This is a genomic window from Pseudomonas sp. K8, assembly GCF_014889455.1.
Taxonomy (GTDB): domain Bacteria; phylum Pseudomonadota; class Gammaproteobacteria; order Pseudomonadales; family Pseudomonadaceae; genus Aquipseudomonas; species Aquipseudomonas veronii.
In genome coordinates this window covers 36838-55127 of record NZ_VJWO01000041.1, presented here as the reverse complement: position 1 = coordinate 55127, position 18290 = coordinate 36838, and the positions used below count along the sequence as shown (strand labels likewise).

Annotated in this window: 20 protein-coding genes and 1 pseudogene; 11 read left to right on the top strand and 10 right to left on the bottom strand. The window is 58.9% G+C overall.

The window, feature by feature from the left end; translation table 11 throughout:
* Positions 1-98 precede the first annotated feature (98 nt).
* A complete protein-coding gene (locus tag INT12_RS23215) occupies positions 99-383 on the bottom strand; it encodes a type II toxin-antitoxin system RelE/ParE family toxin (protein ID WP_017848888.1) in 285 nt (94 codons plus the stop codon).
* Positions 373-615 (bottom strand): CopG family ribbon-helix-helix protein, encoded by a 243-nt coding sequence (locus INT12_RS23210; RefSeq protein ID WP_017848887.1) that lies wholly within the window; start codon positions 613-615, stop codon positions 373-375. Before INT12_RS23210 ends, INT12_RS23215 begins: the two co-directional genes overlap by 11 nt.
* Before the next feature lie 525 nt (positions 616-1140).
* Here INT12_RS23210 and INT12_RS32075 point away from each other — a divergent pair.
* Positions 1141-1281 (top strand): annotated as a pseudogene (locus INT12_RS32075) (hypothetical protein); the annotation flags it as partial.
* Positions 1282-1429: 148 nt separating this feature from the next.
* Here INT12_RS32075 and INT12_RS23205 read toward each other — a convergent pair.
* The gene (locus tag INT12_RS23205) at positions 1430-2653 is read right to left on the bottom strand and encodes a hypothetical protein (protein ID WP_193059032.1); all 1224 of its coding nucleotides are present in this window, start codon (positions 2651-2653) and stop codon (positions 1430-1432) included.
* Positions 2654-2939: 286 nt separating this feature from the next.
* Here INT12_RS23205 and INT12_RS23200 point away from each other — a divergent pair, with 286 nt between their 5' ends.
* The 4 genes from INT12_RS23200 (at position 2940) to mqo (ending at position 5966) form a co-directional block, all read left to right on the top strand.
* Positions 2940-3173 carry a hypothetical protein gene (locus tag INT12_RS23200; protein WP_193040506.1) on the top strand — a complete coding sequence of 78 codons (234 nt, stop codon included), beginning with the start codon at positions 2940-2942 and terminating at the stop codon, positions 3171-3173.
* The gene (locus INT12_RS23195; RefSeq protein WP_104903680.1) at positions 3142-3507 is read left to right on the top strand and encodes a DUF6124 family protein; all 366 of its coding nucleotides are present in this window, start codon (positions 3142-3144) and stop codon (positions 3505-3507) included. The genes INT12_RS23200 and INT12_RS23195 overlap by 32 nt, the downstream gene beginning before the upstream one ends.
* A gap of 139 nt (positions 3508-3646) precedes the next feature.
* Positions 3647-3868 (top strand): lipoprotein, encoded by a 222-nt coding sequence (locus INT12_RS23190; RefSeq protein WP_046384304.1) that lies wholly within the window; start codon positions 3647-3649, stop codon positions 3866-3868.
* Between the two features lie 451 nt (positions 3869-4319).
* Complete coding sequence (gene mqo / locus INT12_RS23185) at positions 4320-5966, top strand: malate dehydrogenase (quinone) (RefSeq protein WP_046490462.1); 1647 nt, start codon at positions 4320-4322, stop codon at positions 5964-5966.
* Positions 5967-6050: 84 nt separating this feature from the next.
* Here mqo and INT12_RS23180 read toward each other — a convergent pair whose 3' ends face one another.
* The gene (locus tag INT12_RS23180; protein WP_046384302.1) at positions 6051-6722 is read right to left on the bottom strand and encodes an NADPH-dependent F420 reductase; all 672 of its coding nucleotides are present in this window, start codon (positions 6720-6722) and stop codon (positions 6051-6053) included.
* A 99-nt stretch (positions 6723-6821) separates the two neighbouring features.
* On the opposite strand from INT12_RS23180, the gene INT12_RS23175 reads away from it, so the two are divergent.
* Together INT12_RS23175 and INT12_RS23170 are read left to right on the top strand one after the other, a co-directional pair.
* Positions 6822-7718: a LysR family transcriptional regulator gene (locus INT12_RS23175; protein WP_193040507.1), complete on the top strand. Its 897-nt coding sequence runs from the start codon at positions 6822-6824 to the stop codon at positions 7716-7718.
* Between the two features lie 176 nt (positions 7719-7894).
* Positions 7895-8224, top strand: a complete 330-nt coding sequence (locus INT12_RS23170; RefSeq protein ID WP_046490468.1) for a YXWGXW repeat-containing protein — start codon at positions 7895-7897, stop codon at positions 8222-8224.
* Between the two features lie 7 nt (positions 8225-8231).
* Here the strand turns inward: INT12_RS23170 and INT12_RS23165 are convergent, their stop codons facing one another.
* The 4 genes from INT12_RS23165 to INT12_RS23150 all read right to left on the bottom strand — a co-directional run bounded on the left by INT12_RS23165 (position 8232) and on the right by INT12_RS23150 (position 11394).
* Positions 8232-8627 carry a PIN domain-containing protein gene (locus INT12_RS23165; protein ID WP_017848878.1) on the bottom strand — a complete coding sequence of 132 codons (396 nt, stop codon included), beginning with the start codon at positions 8625-8627 and terminating at the stop codon, positions 8232-8234.
* Complete coding sequence (locus tag INT12_RS23160; RefSeq protein ID WP_026140263.1) at positions 8624-8881, bottom strand: AbrB/MazE/SpoVT family DNA-binding domain-containing protein; 258 nt, start codon at positions 8879-8881, stop codon at positions 8624-8626. The genes INT12_RS23165 and INT12_RS23160 overlap by 4 nt, the downstream gene beginning before the upstream one ends.
* A gap of 165 nt (positions 8882-9046) precedes the next feature.
* A complete protein-coding gene (gene ppnN, locus INT12_RS23155; RefSeq protein ID WP_046490470.1) occupies positions 9047-10420 on the bottom strand; it encodes a nucleotide 5'-monophosphate nucleosidase PpnN in 1374 nt (457 codons plus the stop codon).
* Between the two features lie 149 nt (positions 10421-10569).
* Positions 10570-11394, bottom strand: a complete 825-nt coding sequence (locus INT12_RS23150; protein ID WP_046490472.1) for an aspartyl/asparaginyl beta-hydroxylase domain-containing protein — start codon at positions 11392-11394, stop codon at positions 10570-10572.
* A gap of 320 nt (positions 11395-11714) precedes the next feature.
* On the opposite strand from INT12_RS23150, the gene fabV reads away from it, so the two are divergent.
* Positions 11715-12908: an enoyl-ACP reductase FabV gene (gene fabV / locus INT12_RS23145; protein WP_017848874.1), complete on the top strand. Its 1194-nt coding sequence runs from the start codon at positions 11715-11717 to the stop codon at positions 12906-12908.
* 176 nt (positions 12909-13084) lie between these two features.
* Positions 13085-13708 (top strand): HAD family hydrolase, encoded by a 624-nt coding sequence (locus tag INT12_RS23140; RefSeq protein WP_104903676.1) that lies wholly within the window; start codon positions 13085-13087, stop codon positions 13706-13708.
* On the opposite strand, the gene INT12_RS23135 is transcribed toward INT12_RS23140, so the two are convergent.
* Complete coding sequence (locus tag INT12_RS23135; RefSeq protein ID WP_017848872.1) at positions 13705-14610, bottom strand: LysR family transcriptional regulator; 906 nt, start codon at positions 14608-14610, stop codon at positions 13705-13707. The genes INT12_RS23140 and INT12_RS23135 overlap by 4 nt on opposite strands.
* Positions 14611-14713: 103 nt before the next feature.
* Here INT12_RS23135 and INT12_RS23130 point away from each other — a divergent pair, with 103 nt between their 5' ends.
* Positions 14714-15883, top strand: coding sequence for an aspartate aminotransferase family protein (locus INT12_RS23130; protein WP_193040508.1), 1170 nt, complete (start codon positions 14714-14716; stop codon positions 15881-15883).
* A gap of 118 nt (positions 15884-16001) precedes the next feature.
* Here the strand turns inward: INT12_RS23130 and punR are convergent, their stop codons facing one another.
* Positions 16002-16916 (bottom strand): DNA-binding transcriptional activator PunR, encoded by a 915-nt coding sequence (punR, locus tag INT12_RS23125; protein ID WP_193040509.1) that lies wholly within the window; start codon positions 16914-16916, stop codon positions 16002-16004.
* 122 nt (positions 16917-17038) lie between these two features.
* Between punR and punC the strand changes: the two genes are divergently transcribed.
* Complete coding sequence (gene punC, locus INT12_RS23120) at positions 17039-18223, top strand: purine nucleoside transporter PunC (RefSeq protein WP_017848869.1); 1185 nt, start codon at positions 17039-17041, stop codon at positions 18221-18223.
* Positions 18224-18290 lie beyond the last annotated feature (67 nt).

Here is an 18290-nt window from a genome sequence, read left to right as displayed (position 1 = left end):
GTTTGTAGGGGCATGGGGGGATCTGAGTTTGCGGGGCGAATGGGGCGTAGTTTATCAGGGATGGATCTTGGGTGTGCTGGAGGTGTGTTCCGCGGCATTCACCACTTCGAACGGGGACGTTGCCGTGTGTGGAATACGCCGAGGATCTGCAGACGATCACCGCGTATGCGATAGGGGATCAGATAAGACCAATTGGGTACTGCCCATTCGCGCGTGTTTGTGACCCGACCTTCACGGCCCATAGAGGGAAACTGCGCCAGTTTGTCGACGCTGGCGAAAATGGCATCGGAGAAGTCGTCAGCTGCTTTTGGGTTTTCGAGAGCTATATAGTTTGCTTCGTCTTCCAGATTTTTGAGTGCTTTTTCAAGCCACTCAACCCGCATTCCGGCTCCAGCGCCTGGCGCGCATGGCTGCTACCTGGTCATCGGTGGCAAATTTGCCCTGGTCGGCTTCTTTCACCGCCAGCTCGATTTGAGCGGTTAGCGTTTTTTCGTGCTCGATGTAGTCGCGGAGGACGTCCATCGCCAGGTAGGTCGCAGTCTGGCCGTTGGTTTTGGCCAGGTCGGCAAGAGAGTTGGACAGGTCTTCCGGCAGGTTTAGGGATATCCCGGTCATGACAGCCTCGAAGGTGGAAGGTTATGGAGCATCTTACACCGTGGAACGCTGGGTTGAATCAGCAGGTCGTCGTGAGGTGTGGCTGGGCTTTTACTCTGCCAGCTCGAAGCCGGGTGCCGGGTATCGTAGTCTGACTTCGATATCGGCAAAATAATTAGCAGGTGATGAGGCGGCTTTTTGCTGTCTGGTGATTAGCTTTTTTTCAGCGATGTTATAAATAAATCTGTCCTCTTTTCGCCCTCACTACTGTGTTGAGTCCTGGGTGAAGAAGGACTTTAGAAAGACCTATCAATGCCGCGAAAATCCCCTGCAGGTCTAGTTCATGGAACCTGACCCCGTTTGACAGTAATCGGTATTTTTCCGTTTCTCCGACCACTAAACCTCCTTCGGGGTGGACAGATGTGGTACACCATTTATCGCAAAGCTTTTCTATTTCTTCAGCAGATAAGTTTGGCATTGAGTGAATTCCTTTGATCGGAAAACAAGTATAGCAGTGGAAGTCAGCTACTGTGAGCCACACCAAAGTACCGAAGTTGCGAGCGAAAGTATTTTTGCTATTGGAGTTTCCTTGGTGGTACGAAAATGGTACGCGGAAAAAAATGGCTCCTGCAAGCCTCTGTCGGAGGGGCTCTGGAATTTAATGCTTCCAATCCATCGCAGCAGTAAGCGACCTAGGTTCTGTGCGAAAAGTCGCCGAGCGATGATCAGGCAAGGCAAAAACATGTGAGGAAGCAGAGTTTACGAGTTGTAAATGAGCATTCCGAGTCTGTTTTTAACGCAGTATGATCGAGCGCATGCACTTTTCTTACAGAACCTAGAACTCATAGCGATCGAGTTTTGCTCTGGATATATAACTCGATAGGTAGATCGAGCCGTAAAACGTAAGAAGATCTGTTCTGTCGGCACCCTTTAGCCGCAGGTCAAGCAGTTCCGATAGTTCGTCCGATTTCGCTAACTGGCTGTCAAGTTTTTTTTCTGTGATGGGGGAACGCTTGCCAAGGTTTTTGTGAAGGTTGGTGATTCTGTCTAGCGATGTTGGGTGCGTACTGGAAACGGAAAGCTCTTTCAAACCACATGACTTGCGAACTGTTTCTAGGAAATGTAAGTAAAGCAGAACTGAGAATGCCCCCTGAGAAATTGTAAGGAAGGCGTCTTGATTGCGCTCAATGTTCTTCAGTGCAAAGAGGTCAGCCTGATACTCCAACTCGTGATTGTAAATTTTCAGATCTCGTAGCAAACCAGAGCTGTTGTCAGTTAATTTTGCTTCATTTGGAGTATTATCTGTGGACAGATGACCGCAAAGTAGGTGTGCGTATTCGTGTCCAAAAGTAAACTGCATTTGGGCTTTCACAAGGTTGACTAGTGTGCGCTCAAGTTCATGTCCAAGGTTGCCGCGAGGATCAATGTCAAAATCCAAGGCCTCTGAGCCATTCATGATTCTAATGGCAATTACTAGAGCATCCACTTGATCGATAATTTTGATTCCGAGTTGTTCTCCATAGAAAGCGATGGTCATGAAGTAGTAGAGATATTCTAGGCTTTCCGAGGTAATAACAACGTCTCCTGCAATAGAACGAATGCACAAGGCATTGACTTCGGGAACGAATGCCAGGCCAGCAGGAATGTTTTTAACGGCTTTTGCATCAGATCGATTGAGTAGGCTTATGTAGGATTTGTGATAACTATCTTTTGAGTGGTAGTAGTGAGTTAGAGACCACGGTCGCCCGGTGCTTTCGAATTTTTTTCTTCTTGACCTCATCACGCGTATAGCTCTGGGGGCGTCAACAATTGCCATTGCTCTTAATCGCAGCAAATAATCATGCGCTCCGCGAAGCTCTCTGAGTCGTAAAATTTCACTCTTGGAGCAGAATGCAATAAAAAATGATTCATCCTGGGTAAGCCCCTCAAGCGATTTCTCATCAATTACATCAAATATATGAAAAAACATCCCGTCGTCACCTGGGACGATCACACCTTGTGCAGCGCGTTTAGCTCCTGGAATGGCAGAAAGCAATTTATTTACGGTTGATTCGTCCATTCTTCTGCCTGAGGTTAGTTAAAACATCAATTATACATATCGCTGGTCGATTGCAGCTCGTTCCTGACAGATCTCAGTGGTACATAATTGGTACAGGCGGCACCAAGGAATGCTGCAGGTCTCGGTTTTAAAGGCTCTGGGGTTTAGCAGTTCCAATCCATCATCGGCGCGACAGAGAAACGGCGGGAAAGTGGACCTGTCTGTAGGGACATTGGCAATCTGAGTCAACGAGGCGAATGGCGTAGTTTATCGGGGATGTTTCTTAGGTGTCGGGGAGGTGTATACCGTGCTCTTCACCACTTCGAGCGGGGCGTTGCCATGTGTGGAATATGCCGGGAATGTCGGTGAAATATCCCGCATTCTTCTCGACTTGCTCCTCAAACCTCCCGCCGCTAACCTCCTCAAGCCGCTGCCAATCCAGCGGCCGGAGGTGGAAGTCCGTATCGCTAAAGGCGTTTTAACTCCCGTCACTATTTGGAGCTTCGCCCATGCACAGCAACACGCCCAGTCTCTCTATTGATCGCGACCCTTCGCCCGTCGATACCAAGCTTCACGCCACAGCTCAACGTGCCATTGCTCGTGACTTGCCTCAATCCACCGACAATGCGCCTGACGAACACCCAACCCACAACCTATTCCTCGTCAGCCCCGACATAGACACCGAAACCCTCCTGGCCAACGCTTCCGAAAACCTTGCGTCCGCCAGCGAAATGGCCGCTACCGTGGCTTTCAACCTCGACGAGTCCCAGCGCTCCATTGTCTTGGGCATTCAACAACTGATCGACCTGAGCGCTCTACTCGTTGACCGGGCCCATGACCAAGTCGCTCGTGTCATCAGCCCGGCTACAGCCTGACAATCGACCTCCGCCGCCTTAGCCCAAGGCGGCAACCTGAACCCATTCTGTCTTCCGGCGAAGTTTCATCATTCCCTGTGCCGTTGAGGCCTACGATCATCTCTATGGGAAACCCCCGAACCCACAGGGAACTGAAAAAATGATCTCGAACCTTGTCAAAGTCGTGATGATCGCCGGCGCGTTGCTGTTGAGCGCTTGTTCGTCGGATTCGTCGGGCGTGAGTCGCGACCCTTGTTTTGCAGGGGGATGCCAGGCGTTTGGTGACCACAGCCCCAACAAGGCCGCCAAGATGAATTTTGGCGGCAGTGGGCTGGGTAGTAGTTATGGTGAGTATGGTTCTGGGTTGTTGCAGGATGACTGATGGGGTGGTGGGGCAGTCAGGGATGTGTTGATTGAACCGCCGCTATCAAATAGCCATGTCTGTGACGTCACGTCGCGTCTGTCAGGCTTGACACTCACCCCGATCAGCCTTGCCAAAACGCCTATTTTAGAGCTGTCAATTAGCCAAACAGCGCATGATCGCCGGTTGGCGTGATATTCTGCGCGCCATCTCGGTCTAGTCTTTCTCCGGAACGTACACCCGTATACGTCCCGGCGGCTGGCTGTCGCCCAGGTAGCTGAAGCCAATAATGATAAGAAGTCAGCGCAGAAGGGACATAAAAGTGAGGTCGATACGTCGGCCTTGTGTGCCCACCCTGCGGTCCTTGAGTGAATGTGCAAACCCGGCGCTGCGTTGCTTGACGCCGCGTGATCGAGGGTTGCCCGGGCTCAGGGGCAGTGGGGCGGATGGCGTTTTATCATAGGTGCTACTGATGTTTAAGAAAGTAAACACGGCCCTGCTGGGGCTGGCTTTGTCGATGGGGATCACGTCCGTTCATGCGGAAGAGACAAAGAAAGTCGATGTACTGCTGATCGGCGGCGGCATCATGAGTGCGACCCTGGGTGTCTGGCTCAACGAGCTGGAGCCGGGCTGGTCGATGGAAATGGTCGAGCGCCTCGACGGCGTCGCCGAAGAAAGCTCCAACGGCTGGAACAACGCCGGTACCGGTCACTCGGCCCTCGCCGAGCTGAACTACACCCCGGAAGACAAGAACGGCAACGTTGAGATCCCGAAAGCGGTCGAAATCAACGAAGCGTTCCAGATCTCCCGCCAGTTCTGGTCCTGGCAGGTCCAGCAGGGCGTGCTGAAGAACCCGCGTTCGTTCATCAACTCCACTCCGCACATGAGCTTTGTGTGGGGCGATGACAACATCAAGTTCCTGAAAAAGCGTTACGAAGCCTTGCAAGCGAGCCCGCTGTTCGCTGGCATGCAGTATTCCGAAGACCCGGCGCAGATCGCCAAGTGGGTTCCGCTGATGATGGAAGGGCGTGACCCGAACCAGAAAATCGCGGCCACCTGGAGCCCGCTGGGTACGGACATGAACTTCGGCGAGATCACCCGCCAGTTCGTCGCTCACCTGCAAACCACGCCTAAGTTCGACCTGAAACTGTCGAGCGAAGTGCAGGACATCACCAAGAACGCTGACGGTTCGTGGCGTGTCAGCTACAAAAACCTGAAAGATGGCAGCAAGACCGAAACCGACGCCAAGTTCGTGTTCATCGGCGCCGGCGGCGGTGCCCTGCACCTGCTGCAAAAGTCGGGCATTCCTGAAGCCAAGGAATACGCGGGCTTCCCGGTGGGTGGTTCGTTCCTGGTGACCGATAACCCAACCATCGCCGAGCAACACCTGGCCAAGGCCTACGGTAAAGCTTCGGTGGGCGCGCCGCCGATGTCGGTGCCGCACCTGGACACCCGCGTGCTGGATGGCAAGCGCGTGATTCTGTTTGGCCCGTTCGCGACCTTCTCCACCAAGTTCCTGAAAGAAGGCTCGTACCTGGACCTGCTGACCAGCACCACTACCCACAACATCTGGCCGATGACCAAAGTCGGTATTCGCGAATACCCGCTGGTCGAGTACCTCGCGGGCCAACTGATGCTGTCGGATGACGACCGCTTCAAGGCACTGCAAGAGTACTTCCCGAACGCCAAGCAGTCCGACTGGCGCCTGTGGCAAGCCGGCCAGCGTGTGCAGATCATCAAGCGTGACGAAGAGCAGGGCGGCGTGCTGAAACTCGGCACCGAAGTGGTCAGCTCCGCCGACAACACCATCGCCGGCCTGTTGGGTGCATCGCCAGGCGCGTCGACCGCGGCGCCGATCATGCTGACCGTGCTGCAGAAAGTGTTCAAGGACAAGGTCGCGACCCCGGCCTGGCAGGAAAAACTGCATCAGATCGTGCCAAGCTACGGCACCAAGCTGAACGACAATCCTGAGGCTGTTGCCAAGGAATGGGCCTACACCGCCGGTATCCTGCAACTGACTCCACCACCTGCAATTCCGCAGATGACCGCTCCCAAGGCCACCGAGGCTGCCAAGCCTGCGGCTGAGCCGAGCAAGCCGGCGTCTGATCTGGCGCTGTAAGACCAGGCCCTGAGACTGGGGCCGATCGGTCAAAAAAAGCCCGCTGAGCCGATAACGCTCAGCGGGCTTTTTGTGGGCGCATGTTTATGCGCGGGGGTGGGTGCGCTCCACCGCAGGCAGTTCAACCGTTCGTTCGGCTGCCGCCAGCGCCGCCGTCAAGCCGGCTCGGTCCAGCACAACGCAATAGGCCGGTTTGGCCCGCTCGAAGCGCCAGCTTTCATCCAGCCCACCGGCATCCACGGCGTCGAAACCGAGTTCGTCGAGTAACTCGATCACTTGCGCTTTCGCCGCGGCGTCATCTGCCGCCACCGGCAGTGCGCGGCGGTCGGGGGCGCCGTGAGGGCGGGCGTCCCGCGTCAGGTCCGGTGCAAAGATCGCGTTGAATACCTTCACCACATGGGAATGCGGCAAATGCTCGGCGAGCAGCCGGCTGGTGGTGGTTTCAAAACGGTCCAACTCAGGGATATGCCCATCGCGCTCGGGGTAGTAATTGTTGGCGTCCATCACTGTTTTGCCTTCCAGCCACTGCGCGGGCACGCTGCGGTAATGTTCCAGGGGGATCGCCACGAGGACCACGTCGCCAAATCTGGCTGCGTCTTGCGCGCTGCCCACTTTAACGCCCCAGATGCCGCTGAGTACGCTGCTCATGGACTGCGGGCCGCGGGAGTTGCTCAACATCACTTCGTGACCGGCCGCCAGCGCCAGTTGGGCCACCGCGCGTCCGATGAAACCTGCTCCAATCACGCCAATCTTCATGGCCTTGCTCCTGCAAAGTAGGGGAGCGGTTATGATGATTAACAATCACGGGGTGATAAACGAGCGTGTTGGCGTGAGTGTCGTTACTGGGAGTTGAGAATGATGGACCGTCTTTCGAGCATGAATGCCTTTGTGGTCGCCGCCGAGTTGGGCTCGTATGCGCGAGCCGCCGAGCGTTTGAATATGTCGGCGCAGATGGTGGCCAAGCATGTCACGGCGCTGGAGCAGCGCCTGGGCGCGCGCTTGCTCAATCGCACCACGCGCCGACAAAGCCTGACGGAGTTGGGTAGCGCGTACTACGAGCGCTGCAAGCATATCCTGACGGAGGCTGAGGCCGCCGATTCCCTGGCGCAGATCATGAATGACACCCCACGCGGCACGCTGAAAATCACCGCCCCGGTGACCTTCGGCTCCTACAGCCTGATGCCCTTGGTGACCGCGTTTTTGCGTGACAACCCCGATGTGAACATCGACCTGCACCTCACCGATCGTTTCGTCGACCTGGTGGAGGAAGGTTACGAAGCCGCCTTCCGCATTGGCCCCCCGGCGATCACGGGGCTGACCGCCAGGCCATTGGCGCCGTACCGTCTGGTGGTCTGTGCGGCGCCGGCCTACCTGGCGGCACGAGGCACACCGCTGTGGCCGGCGGACCTTCAACAGCATGAATGCCTGGGCTACGCCTTCTGGTCACGCCCGGCGGATCGCGAATGGGTGTTCTACCAGGGCTCGGTCCCGCACACCGTGCAGGTTGCCAGCCGTTTGCAGATCAACGAAAGCAGGGCCTTGATGTCGGCCGCGCTGGATGGGTTTGGCATTGTGCTCGGCCCGGAAGATTTTCTGCGCCCGGCCCTGGCCAGGGGCGAGTTGGTGCGAGTGCTGCCGGACTTTGACGCGCCGAGCCGGCCCATGCATTTGGTCTACACCGCCAACCGCCAGCGTACCGCCAAGTTGCGGCGTTTTGTCGAGGCTGTGCTGGAGTGCTTTGGCCCGGTTTGAGCGTTCAAATCGCGACCCGGCCTTCCGTCTGTTCCTCGGGATGCACTGTCGGCAGGTTCAGCAACCCGACAGACACCACCTGTTAAAAAGTACCCAGGCCTTGCAGGAGCGCGGCTGGAACAAGGGGGCATTTTTTACTGAGGCAGGTGTGGGGCGTTAGCGCCCGAGGGGTTTGTATGTTGCTACGTTATGCAGCATTGGCGGCCATGGTCGTCGCGGCGTCCGGGTGTGTGCAAGAGCGTGTCGTGCATGAGCGTCGACCGGTAGAACGTGAGTATGTGGAAGTGGTCGCGCCACAACCGCCGCCGATGCAAGTGATCGAAGTCGAGCCGGCGGTGCGTGAAGGTTATGTATGGTCACGCGGGTACTGGCGTTGGGACGGTGGACGTTATGTGGCGGTACACGGCCATTGGGAGCCGGTGCGCGAGGGCTACCGTTATGTGCATCCGCATTGGGTGCAACGAAATGACGGTTACCACTGGCAGCATGGTGGCTGGGTTCGCTGAACCCCGCTCAGGCCAGTCGCTTCATGCCCGCGCTCTTGGCCGCATCGAGGTCAAAGGTGGCGGTGTACTCGCAGCCGGCTGCGTGGGCGCAGCGCGCTATCAAACAGTCGGCGAAATCGGCTTTGTTCGCCGAAAACCGCCGGAGCGCCTGCCAGATGATCTCGGCATGCTCGACGATCAATTCACGGGTTCGCAGCAGCGTTTCCAGCACCGCCACCACATCGCTCTTGGCTGACTGGTAGCAACTTTGTAGCACCCATACCAACTCCACCACCGACACCAGGCTGACAAAGCCTGGCGACAGGGTGGTGAGGGATTCGATCAGCTCGGATGCCTTGGCAGATTGGACCGGATCATCCTGGGTGACATAGCGCACCAGCACATTGGTATCCAGGCCGATCATCGGGCTTTCGCTCCCTGTGCCGCAATCGCGCGGTTCATGTCCTCAATGGAAATGGCCTGGGCAGGCTTGCGGATCAGCCCCTTGAGGTCGTGAACGGTTTTGCTCGCGGCAATAATGGAAAATTTGCCGTCTTCCATTTCGACGAATTCAACCCGGTCTCCCGTTTCCAGGCCCAGGGCTGTCCTGACCTGGACGGGGATGGTGATTTGTCCTTTTGAAGTCAGCGTGGCGGTCGCCATATTGAAGGTCTCCATCGAGATGCTCCTTACATTAGGGTAAGGCGTCTGGGAGAACAAGATCCGTTGGTCCATAGGTCGCTCCTCGGTGTGGGTCAGTCGGGCTTCGTAAAAACGATAGCCCGACGTCTCCCGCCGACAAGCCTGAACACAAGGTTAAAGCGCTACAGCATGTGTGCTGACTTATTGCACCACGCGGTAACACGGCACATATGCCGCGCCACCCGGCAACTTCATGCGGTGCTGGGCGACGAACGCCTGCAGCAGTTCATCCAGCGGCTTCATGATGGCCGGGTCGCCATGGATCTGGTAAGGGCCGTTCTGCTCGATCAGGCGAATGCCCTTGTCCTTGACGTTGCCCGCCACAATCCCCGAGAACGCGCGACGCAGGTTGGCCGCCAGTTCATGGGGTGGCAGCGCGTGGCTCAGTTGCAGGCTGGCCATGTTTTCGTGGGTCGGGTCGAACGGGCGCTGGAAGCCTTCGTCGATCTTCAACAGCCAGTTGAAGTGGAACGCATCGTTACGCTCGCGGCGGAACTGCTTGACGGCCTTGAGCCCGGCGGTCATCTGGCGGGCCACTTCGGCCGGATCGTCGATGATGATCTGGTAGTGCGCCTGCGCGGCCTCGCCGAGGGTGGCGCCGACGAATGCGTGCAACTGTTGCAGGTACGGTGCGGCGTGCTTTGGCCCGGTGAGGATGACCGGGAACGGCAGGCCGCGGTTGTCCGGGTGCATCAGGATGCCCAGCAGGTAGAGGAACTCTTCCGCCGTGCCGGCGCCGCCCGGGAAGATGATGATGCCGTGGCCGACGCGCACGAAGGCTTCCAGGCGCTTCTCGATGTCCGGCAGGATCACCAGCTCATTGACGATCGGGTTCGGTGCTTCCGCAGCGATGATGCCCGGCTCGGTCAGGCCCAGGTAGCGCCCGCCGTTGATGCGTTGCTTGGCGTGGGAAATGGTCGCGCCCTTCATCGGGCCTTTCATCACGCCGGGGCCGCAACCGGTGCAGACGTCGAGGCTGCGCAGGCCCAGTTCGTGGCCGACTTTCTTGGTGTATTTGTATTCTTCGGTGTTGATCGAGTGCCCGCCCCAGCACACCACGATCTTCGGCTCGACACCCGGGCGCAGCGTGCGCGCGTTGCGCAACAGGTGGAACACGTAGTCGGTGATGCCCTGGGAGTTGCTCAGGTCGATGCGCTGGCTGTCCAGTTCGTTCTCGGTGTAGACGATGTCGCGCAGGGCGCTGAACAGCATTTCGCGGGTACTGGCGATCATTTCGCCATCGACGAAGGCGTCGGCCGGGGCGTTCAGCAGTTCCAGGCGCACGCCGCGATCCTGCTGGTGGATACGCACTTCAAAGTCTTTATAGGCGTCGAGGATGGTCTTGGCGTTGTCGATGTGCGCGCCGGTGTTGAGGATGGCCAGGGCGCACTGGCGGAACAGGGTATAGATGCTGCCGGAGCCGGCTTCGCTCAGTTGCTGGACTTCACGCTGGGAGAGTGTTTCGAGGCTGCCCTTGGGGCTGACGGAGGCATTGATGACTTGACGTTGGGGCATTCTGATTCCTTGAAAGCACAGCCACCGCGCCCGTCATGGGGGCGATGGCTTGAGAAGAATGGGCGCCGGATACGGTCGCACGAGACGGCTATTTTCGCTGGCCCGCAGGCGCTACGCAAATACTGTCCAGCCCCATCATGCCGCAGAACCTACTGGATCAGCTTCCAGTTTTTGTAGAAAACCCGACGCAGCGTGAACACCAGGCCGGCAAACCCTGTGATCACGGCATTGAGGACGGCGGGCAACGCGGTCGGCCGCACGATATCAATGAACAGGCAGTAGCGCTTGGCATCGTTCTTGTTGAAGGACGCATGCATCAGCGTGTCATCGAAGATAAACAGTGGGTCATCGTGCCAGTAATGCTTGTGCTTGCCCACCTGGATGTAAACGCCCTCGTGGTGGGGCGCCGGCGCCATGTTATAGAGCACCCGGAACATCATGCGCAGGGGGCCGAAGTGGAAGGAGGTCGAACGGTTTTCGTTGAACACCGACACGCCGATGGTCTTCACGAACGGCAATTTCTTGCGCAGTTCCGGGATGTCCAGGGTGGTTTCGATCGGCCGGCCGTACCATTGGAAAAACAGCATGCCGCGTTTCTTCTCGGCCATGCGTTCGTCCAGGTAGCCGATGATTTCATCCTTGTGGGCCATGGCGTCGTCGATCACCTGTTGCAGGTCTTCACGCCAGGCGGGCGGCAGGTCGCGCATCGTGTAGACGTGGCGGTTGCGGCTGCTCAGCAGGTCGAACAGGGTGTTGAACGGTGCCAGCAGCCAGGTATTGCGGCCGCTGCCGATGAAGTATTTCTTGAAGGTGTCGCGGTCATACAGGCCGTTACGCAGGAAATCATAAATACCGCAGACCAGCACGAGGCCGAGGAACACCACGGTGGTCAGGGGAAAGAGGTAAATAATCAGCAGGATGCCGAATGCCCAGGCGAACGACACGGCTTTTTTGCGTAACGCAGATTGACTCATGAAACTCAGCTCCAGCTGGACGCCATTCGACAGGTCTATATGCGTGGCTGCGAGTGGTGGGGTTGCGAAACATATTGAAACAACCTCGTCATGATAAGGCGTTCTCAGGTCGATGGGCGTTTTAAATATTACGAAATTGTGAAGAGCTGACACAGTTTTTAACCCTCGGCGCGGCTTGCGCGGCGCGTTTTGGATTGGATTTTGTAAACAGAAGATTTGCGACTATCGTGACGCTTCGGTTTTTTGGACGTCATAGACCGGTACGATTACGTTGAATGGCCACCATTGGCCTTCGGCACCTTGGAAGAGGCAGAAATTTTATGATCATCAAACCGCGGGTTCGTGGCTTTATCTGTGTGACCGCTCACCCTGTTGGCTGTGAAGCGAACGTCAAGGAACAGATCGACTACGTCACCCAACACGGCGTCATCGAAGGCGGCCCGAAAAAGGTGCTGGTCCTCGGTGCTTCCACCGGTTACGGCCTGGCCGCGCGCATCAGTGCTGCGTTTGGCTGCGGCGCCGATACCCTGGGCGTGTTTTTTGAGAAAGAAGGCGAAGAAGGCAAGCTGAGCTCCGCTGGCTGGTACAACAGCGCCGCGTTCGAGAAGTTTGCCGTCGAAAAAGGCCTGTACGCCAAGAGCATCAACGGCGACGCGTTCTCTGACGAGATCAAGCGCCTGACCATCGAGACCATCAAGAAAGACCTGGGCAAGATCGACCTGGTGGTCTACAGCCTGGCCGCGCCACGCCGCACCGACCCGCAGGGCGTGGTGCACAACTCCACGCTCAAGCCGATCGGCAAGGCCGTGACCCTGCGCGGGATCAACACCGACAAGGGCGTTGTCGTCGACACCACCCTTGAGCCGGCCACCCAGGAAGAAATCGACGGCACCGTGAAAGTCATGGGCGGCGAAGACTGGCAGCTGTGGATCGACGCCCTGCGTGAAGCGGACGTGCTGGCCGAAGGCGCCAAGACCACAGCGTTCACCTACCTCGGCGAGAAGCTGACCCAGGATATCTACTGGAACGGCTCCATCGGCGAAGCCAAGAAGGACCTGGACAAGAAAGTCCTGACCCTGCGCAACAACCTGGCCGCACTGAAGGGCGACGCCCGCGTGTCGGTGCTCAAGGCTGTGGTCACCCAGGCCAGCTCGGCGATCCCGATCATGCCGCTGTACCTGTCGTTGCTGTTCAAAGTGATGAAAGAGCAGGGCACTCACGAAGGTTGCATCGAGCAGGTCTATGGCCTGTTCAAGGACAGCCTGTACGGCCGCGAGCCGAAGCTCGACGCCGACGGCCGCCTGCGTGCCGACCTGGCCGAGCTGCAACCGAAAGTCCAGGACGCCGTGGCTGCGCTGTGGAATCAGGTCACCGACGACAACGTCAACGAGATCAGCGATTTTGCCGGCTACAAGGCTGAGTTCCTGCGCTTGTTCGGCTTTGAGATCGACGGCGTGGACTACGAGGCTGATGTGAATCCGACCGTGAAGATCAACGGTCTGGTCCAAGCCTAAACACCCTCGAAAAACATGTGGGAGCGGGCTTGCCCGCGATTGCAGTGGGTCAGCCGAAACCTCCGGCACTGACAAACCGCCATCGCGAGCAAGCCCGCTCCCACATTCGTTGTGTGTAAAGCCATTGCGATCTGCCAGACTCCATCCGCTATCAACTCACGCTAACGGAGGATCTGATGACGATTCGTGCAGTCGTTTTTGATTTTGGCGGTGTCCTGTTCGATTGGAGCCCGCAGCACCTGTACCGCCAGCTGATCGCCGATGATGAGGAGCGGCAATGGTTCCTCGACAACATCTGCACCCAGGCCTGGAACACCGAGCAAGACGCCGGTCGCACCCTGGCCGAGGCGACGCGCAGCCTGGTCGCGCAATATCCCCAGCACGAACCCTTGATCACGGCCTACTACGACCGCTGGCATGAAATGCTGCGCGGGCCGTTGCCCGAGGGCGTGGCCATTCTCAAGGCGCTGCATCAGGCCGACGTGCCGCTGTTCGGGCTCACCAATTGGTCGGCCGAGACGTTCCCCTATGCGCGGGCCAACTACCCGTTCCTGCAGTGTTTTCGCGATATCGTGGTCTCCGGCGAGTTGAAGCTGATCAAGCCCGATGCCGCGATCTATCACGCCAGCCTCGGCCAGGTGCGCGCTCATCTGCCGGATATCCAGCCTGCCGAAGTGGTGTTCATCGATGATGTCGCGGGCAATATCGACGCGGCTATCGCGCTGGGCTGGCAAGGCATTCACCACGTTTGCGCCGAGCGCACCGCTGAGCGTCTGCGTGAATTGGGCGTGGGCTTTTAGCGCGCCCATTTCTCCAGGGCAAAATCCACGAACGCCCGCAGTTTAGGCAGGCGGTAACGATCCTGGCCGTACAGCAAATGCATGGGGCGGCGGGGCAGTTGATAGGCGGTCAGCAAGGCCACCAGCTTCCCGCTCTGCAGGTCGGGCTGCACCAGGGCATCGGGCAGCATGACGATGCCCATGCCTTGCACCGCCGCCTGGCGCAGGGCTTGCGAGCTGTTGATGGTCAGCGAGCCGGACACCGGAATCTCCACTTCGCCGTCCGCGTCGCTCATGCGCCACAGTTTGTCGGCGTTACGCCAATCGTCGCCGGATGGGTAGGCGAAGGCCAGGCAGTCGTGTTGTTGCAGATCCTCGGGCGTTTGCGGCGTGCCGCGTCGCGCCAGGTAATCCGGCGCGGCGCACAGGGTGATGGTGTAGTCCTGCAGGGGCCGGGCGATCAGGCTTGAGGGTTCCAGCTCGCCCAGGCGGATGGCCACGTCGAAGCCGCTGTCGACCAGGTCCATGCGTTGATTGCTGAGCACCACGTACAGCTTGATCAGCGGGTAACGTTGGGAAAATTCGCTCAAGGCCGGCGCCAGGCGTTCGGTGCCGAAGGCGGGCGGGGCGGTGATGCGCAGGGTGCCCTTGGGCACGTCGCTGTGGGCCTGTTCGGCCAATTGCTCGGAGTCGGCCACCAGCCCCAGCACTTCCAGGCAGCGCTGGTAATACTGCCCGCCGAATTCCGTGAGGCTTTGCTTGCGCGTGGTGCGCTTGAGCAGGCTGACCCCCAGGCGTTGCTCCAGGGCGCGCAAGTGGTTGCCGACCATGGTGGTCGACATCCCACTGGCATGGGCCGCGGCGGTCATGCTGCCGGTCTCGACCACTTTCACATACACCGACATCGCCTGGAACAGATCCATTATCAAGCCCTGGTTTAAAGTCATTGCAGAAAAGCACAGTTTATCCAGCTTGGGTGGCTAACGATACTGGACCCATCCCAACCCAGCACTGGAGCTTGCCACCATGACCGCCGCTTGCCTGATGACCACTTACCAACCCTTGGCCTTGAGCTTTGCGCGTGGCCTGGGCACGCGCCTGTGGGACCAGCAGGGGCGCGAATACCTGGACGCCGTGGCAGGCGTGGCCGTGACCAACGTCGGACACTCCCATCCGAAACTGGTGACAGCCATCAGCGAACAGGCCGGGTTGCTGTTGCACACCTCCAACCTCTACAGCATCGATTGGCAACAACGCTTGGCCCTGCGTCTGACCCAACTGTCGGGCCTCGATCGTGCGTTTTTCAACAACTCCGGCGCCGAAGCCAACGAGACCGCGCTAAAACTGGCGCGGCTGCACGGCTGGAAAAAAGGCATCGAGGCGCCGTTGGTGGTGGTGATGGAAAACGCCTTCCACGGCCGCACGCTGGGCACCATGGCGGCCAGCGACGGGCCTTCGGTACGCTTGGGGTTCCAGCGCTTGCCGGGGGATTTTCTCAAGGTCGGCTTCGGCGACCTGGCGGCGCTGGAGGCGATCACGCAAACGTTCGGCACGCGCATCGCAGCGGTCTTGCTGGAACCGATCCAGGGCGAAAGCGGGGTGCAAGTGGCGCCGCCGGGTTACCTGAAAGCCCTGCGCGCTCACTGCACGCGCCACGGCTGGCTGATGATGCTCGATGAAATCCAGACCGGCATCGGCCGCACCGGCGCCTGGTTTGCCTTCCAGCACGAGGGCATCGTGCCGGACGTGATGACCCTGGCCAAAGGCCTCGGCAACGGCGTGCCCATCGGTGCCTGCCTGGCCAGGAACGTGGCGGCCGACTTGTTCACCCCGGGCAGCCACGGCAGCACGTTCGGCGGTAACCCATTGGCCTGCCGGGTGGGTTGCACCGTGCTGGAGATCATTGAAGAACAAGGCCTGCTGCAGAACGCCGCGCAACAGGGCGAGCGCTTGTTGGCCCGCTTACGGGTGGAGTTGGATGAGCACCCGCAGGTCCTGGCGATTCGCGGCAAGGGCTTGATGATCGGCATCGAGCTGGCAGACCCGTGTCGCGAGCTGGCCCTGCGCGCCGCCGAGGAACATGGGTTGTTGATCAACGTGACGCGGGGCAAGGTGATTCGCCTGCTGCCGCCGCTGACCCTGGAGGCCAAGGAGGTCGAGATGATCGTGCGGGCCATCACCCGCTTGCTGGATTGAAATGAGATCCCCTGTGGGAGGGTGCTTGCTCCCGATGGCGGTGTATCAGTCGAGCAATCTGCAACTGACACACCGCCATCGGGGGCAAGCCCCCTCCTACAAGGGATTCCGGTGATCTTCAGTGGTCACTCCCATTCAACCACTCTTGGTTCATCGTCTCGCTATCCCCCAGGTAGTCCAGCAACCAACTCATCGGCGGGGACAGTTTGTTCTGTGCCCAGGCCACGCATGACGGGCTGGCCGGGAACGGCCGGCGTAGTTGCAGCGCGACCAGCTCACCGCGTTCGATCCACGGCAACACCTGATGCGCCGGCGCCATGCCGACGCACAGGCCGTCGCGCAGGCAGTCAATGGCCGAGGCCCAGTTCGGTACCACCAGCCGACGCTGGTTATCCAGGGTCCAGGTATCGCGCTTGGGCAGGTTGCGCGAGGTGTCGGTCATGCACAGGGACGCGAACGGGCGCAGTTGATCGTCACTGAGCAAACCATCCTGCGCCGCCAGCGGATGTTTCGCGCTGACCACGCACAACCAGTTCAACAGGCCCATATCGCGAAATGTGAAGTGACTCGCCACCGGCACCGCGCTGGTGGCGCCGATCACGATGTCGGTGCGCTCATCGGCGAGGGCGTCCCACACGCCGTTGTACACCTCGTACTCCAGCAGCAATTCCACGTCAGGGAACTGCCGATAGAAATCCAGCACCAGTTGCCGGCAGCGCTGGGGTTTGACGATGGAGTCCACCGCGACCTTCAACTGGCCGCTCCAGCCATTGGCCACTTGCTGGCACAGGCGCCGTGTACCGAGCATGGTTTTCATCACGCCGCGGGCTTCGTCTATAAATAGACGGCCGGCCGCGGTGAGCTCGACGTCGCGATGGCGCCGCACGAACAAGGGCACGGCCAGCCACTCTTCCAACTGACGCACCGTGTAGCTGATGGCCGACGGCACACGGTGCAATTCCTGGGCGGCGGCGCTGAAGCTGCCATGGCGTGCGACGGCATCGACCACATCCAGGGAGTATTCGGACCACATGGTGGTTGCCTTCAAATTAATTGATAGAAGTATCCAATTATTATCGCTTCACAGAGAGGCTGCCAGCTTCATAATGGGCAGCAGTCAGCAAATAGTTTGATGGCAGGTTCAACAAGGCTTCAATGAAAAATTCTTTTGGTTTCACCTGGTACCTGGCGGGGCTGAGCATGCTCGGTTATCTCGCCATGGACATGTACTTGCCGGCGTTCGGTGCCATGGGCGAGCAATTACACATCGGCGCGGGCGCGGTGGGCGCCAGCTTGAGTATTTTCCTCGCGGGCTTTGCCGTGGGGCAGTTGTTGTGGGGGCCGTTGTCTGACCGATTGGGGCGCAAACCGATCCTGCTCACGGGCCTGAGCCTGTTCGTGCTGGGTTGCGTCGGCATGTTCTGGGTCGAGACCGCCACGCAACTGCTGGCACTGCGTTTTATCCAGGCGATTGGCGTGTGTTCCGCCGCCGTGAGCTGGCAGGCACTGGTGATTGACCGCTACCCGGCCGACAAGGCTCACCGCGTGTTCGCCAGCATCATGCCGCTGATGTCGTTGTCGCCGGCCCTGGCGCCGCTGTTGGGGGCCATGGTGCTGAATCACTTCGGCTGGCAGGCGATTTTCGCGGTGTTGCTGGGCGTGTCGCTGCTGTTGCTGCTGCCGACTCTGTTCCTGCGCACCGCGCCGAAACGGCTGGCGGAGGAAGGCGAACCGACGCGCCTCGGTTATGGACAATTGCTCGGCTCCCGCGTGTTCACCGGCAACGTCATGATCTTTGCTGCCTGCTCCGCCAGTTTCTTCGCCTGGTTGACCGCCTCGCCGTTCATCCTCGGCGATATGGGCTACAGCCCGAATGACATTGGTCTGAGTTATGTGCTGCCGACCCTCGCGTTCCTGATCGGAGGCTACAGCTGCCGCAGCGCGTTGCAGCGTTTCCAGGGCAAGACGCTGTTGCCCTGGCTGCTGGTGGCCTACTGCATCAGCATGCTGGCGTTGTACCTGGTCGCCACCTTGAGCGTGCCGACCCTGACCACCTTGCTGATCCCGTTCTGCCTGATGGCGCTGGTCAACGGCGCCAGTTATCCCATCGTGGTGGCGAATGCGCTGATGCCGTTTGCGGAAAACTCCGGCAAGGCAGCGGCGCTGCAAAACACCCTGCAACTGGGCCTGTGTTTTCTCAGCAGCCTGTTGGTGTCGTCGATGCTCGAGCAGCCGCTGCTGATCACCGTGATCGTGATGCTGGCGACCGCGCCGCTGGCGGTGCTGGGTTACTGGTTGGCGCGGCCGAAAACCGATGATTCGCAGTTGGCGAATGCTTGATCTGACAGGTGGGTGCTGGATTGCCTGCGCTGCGCTGCATCAGGTTTACCGAGCCGATGCGATCGCA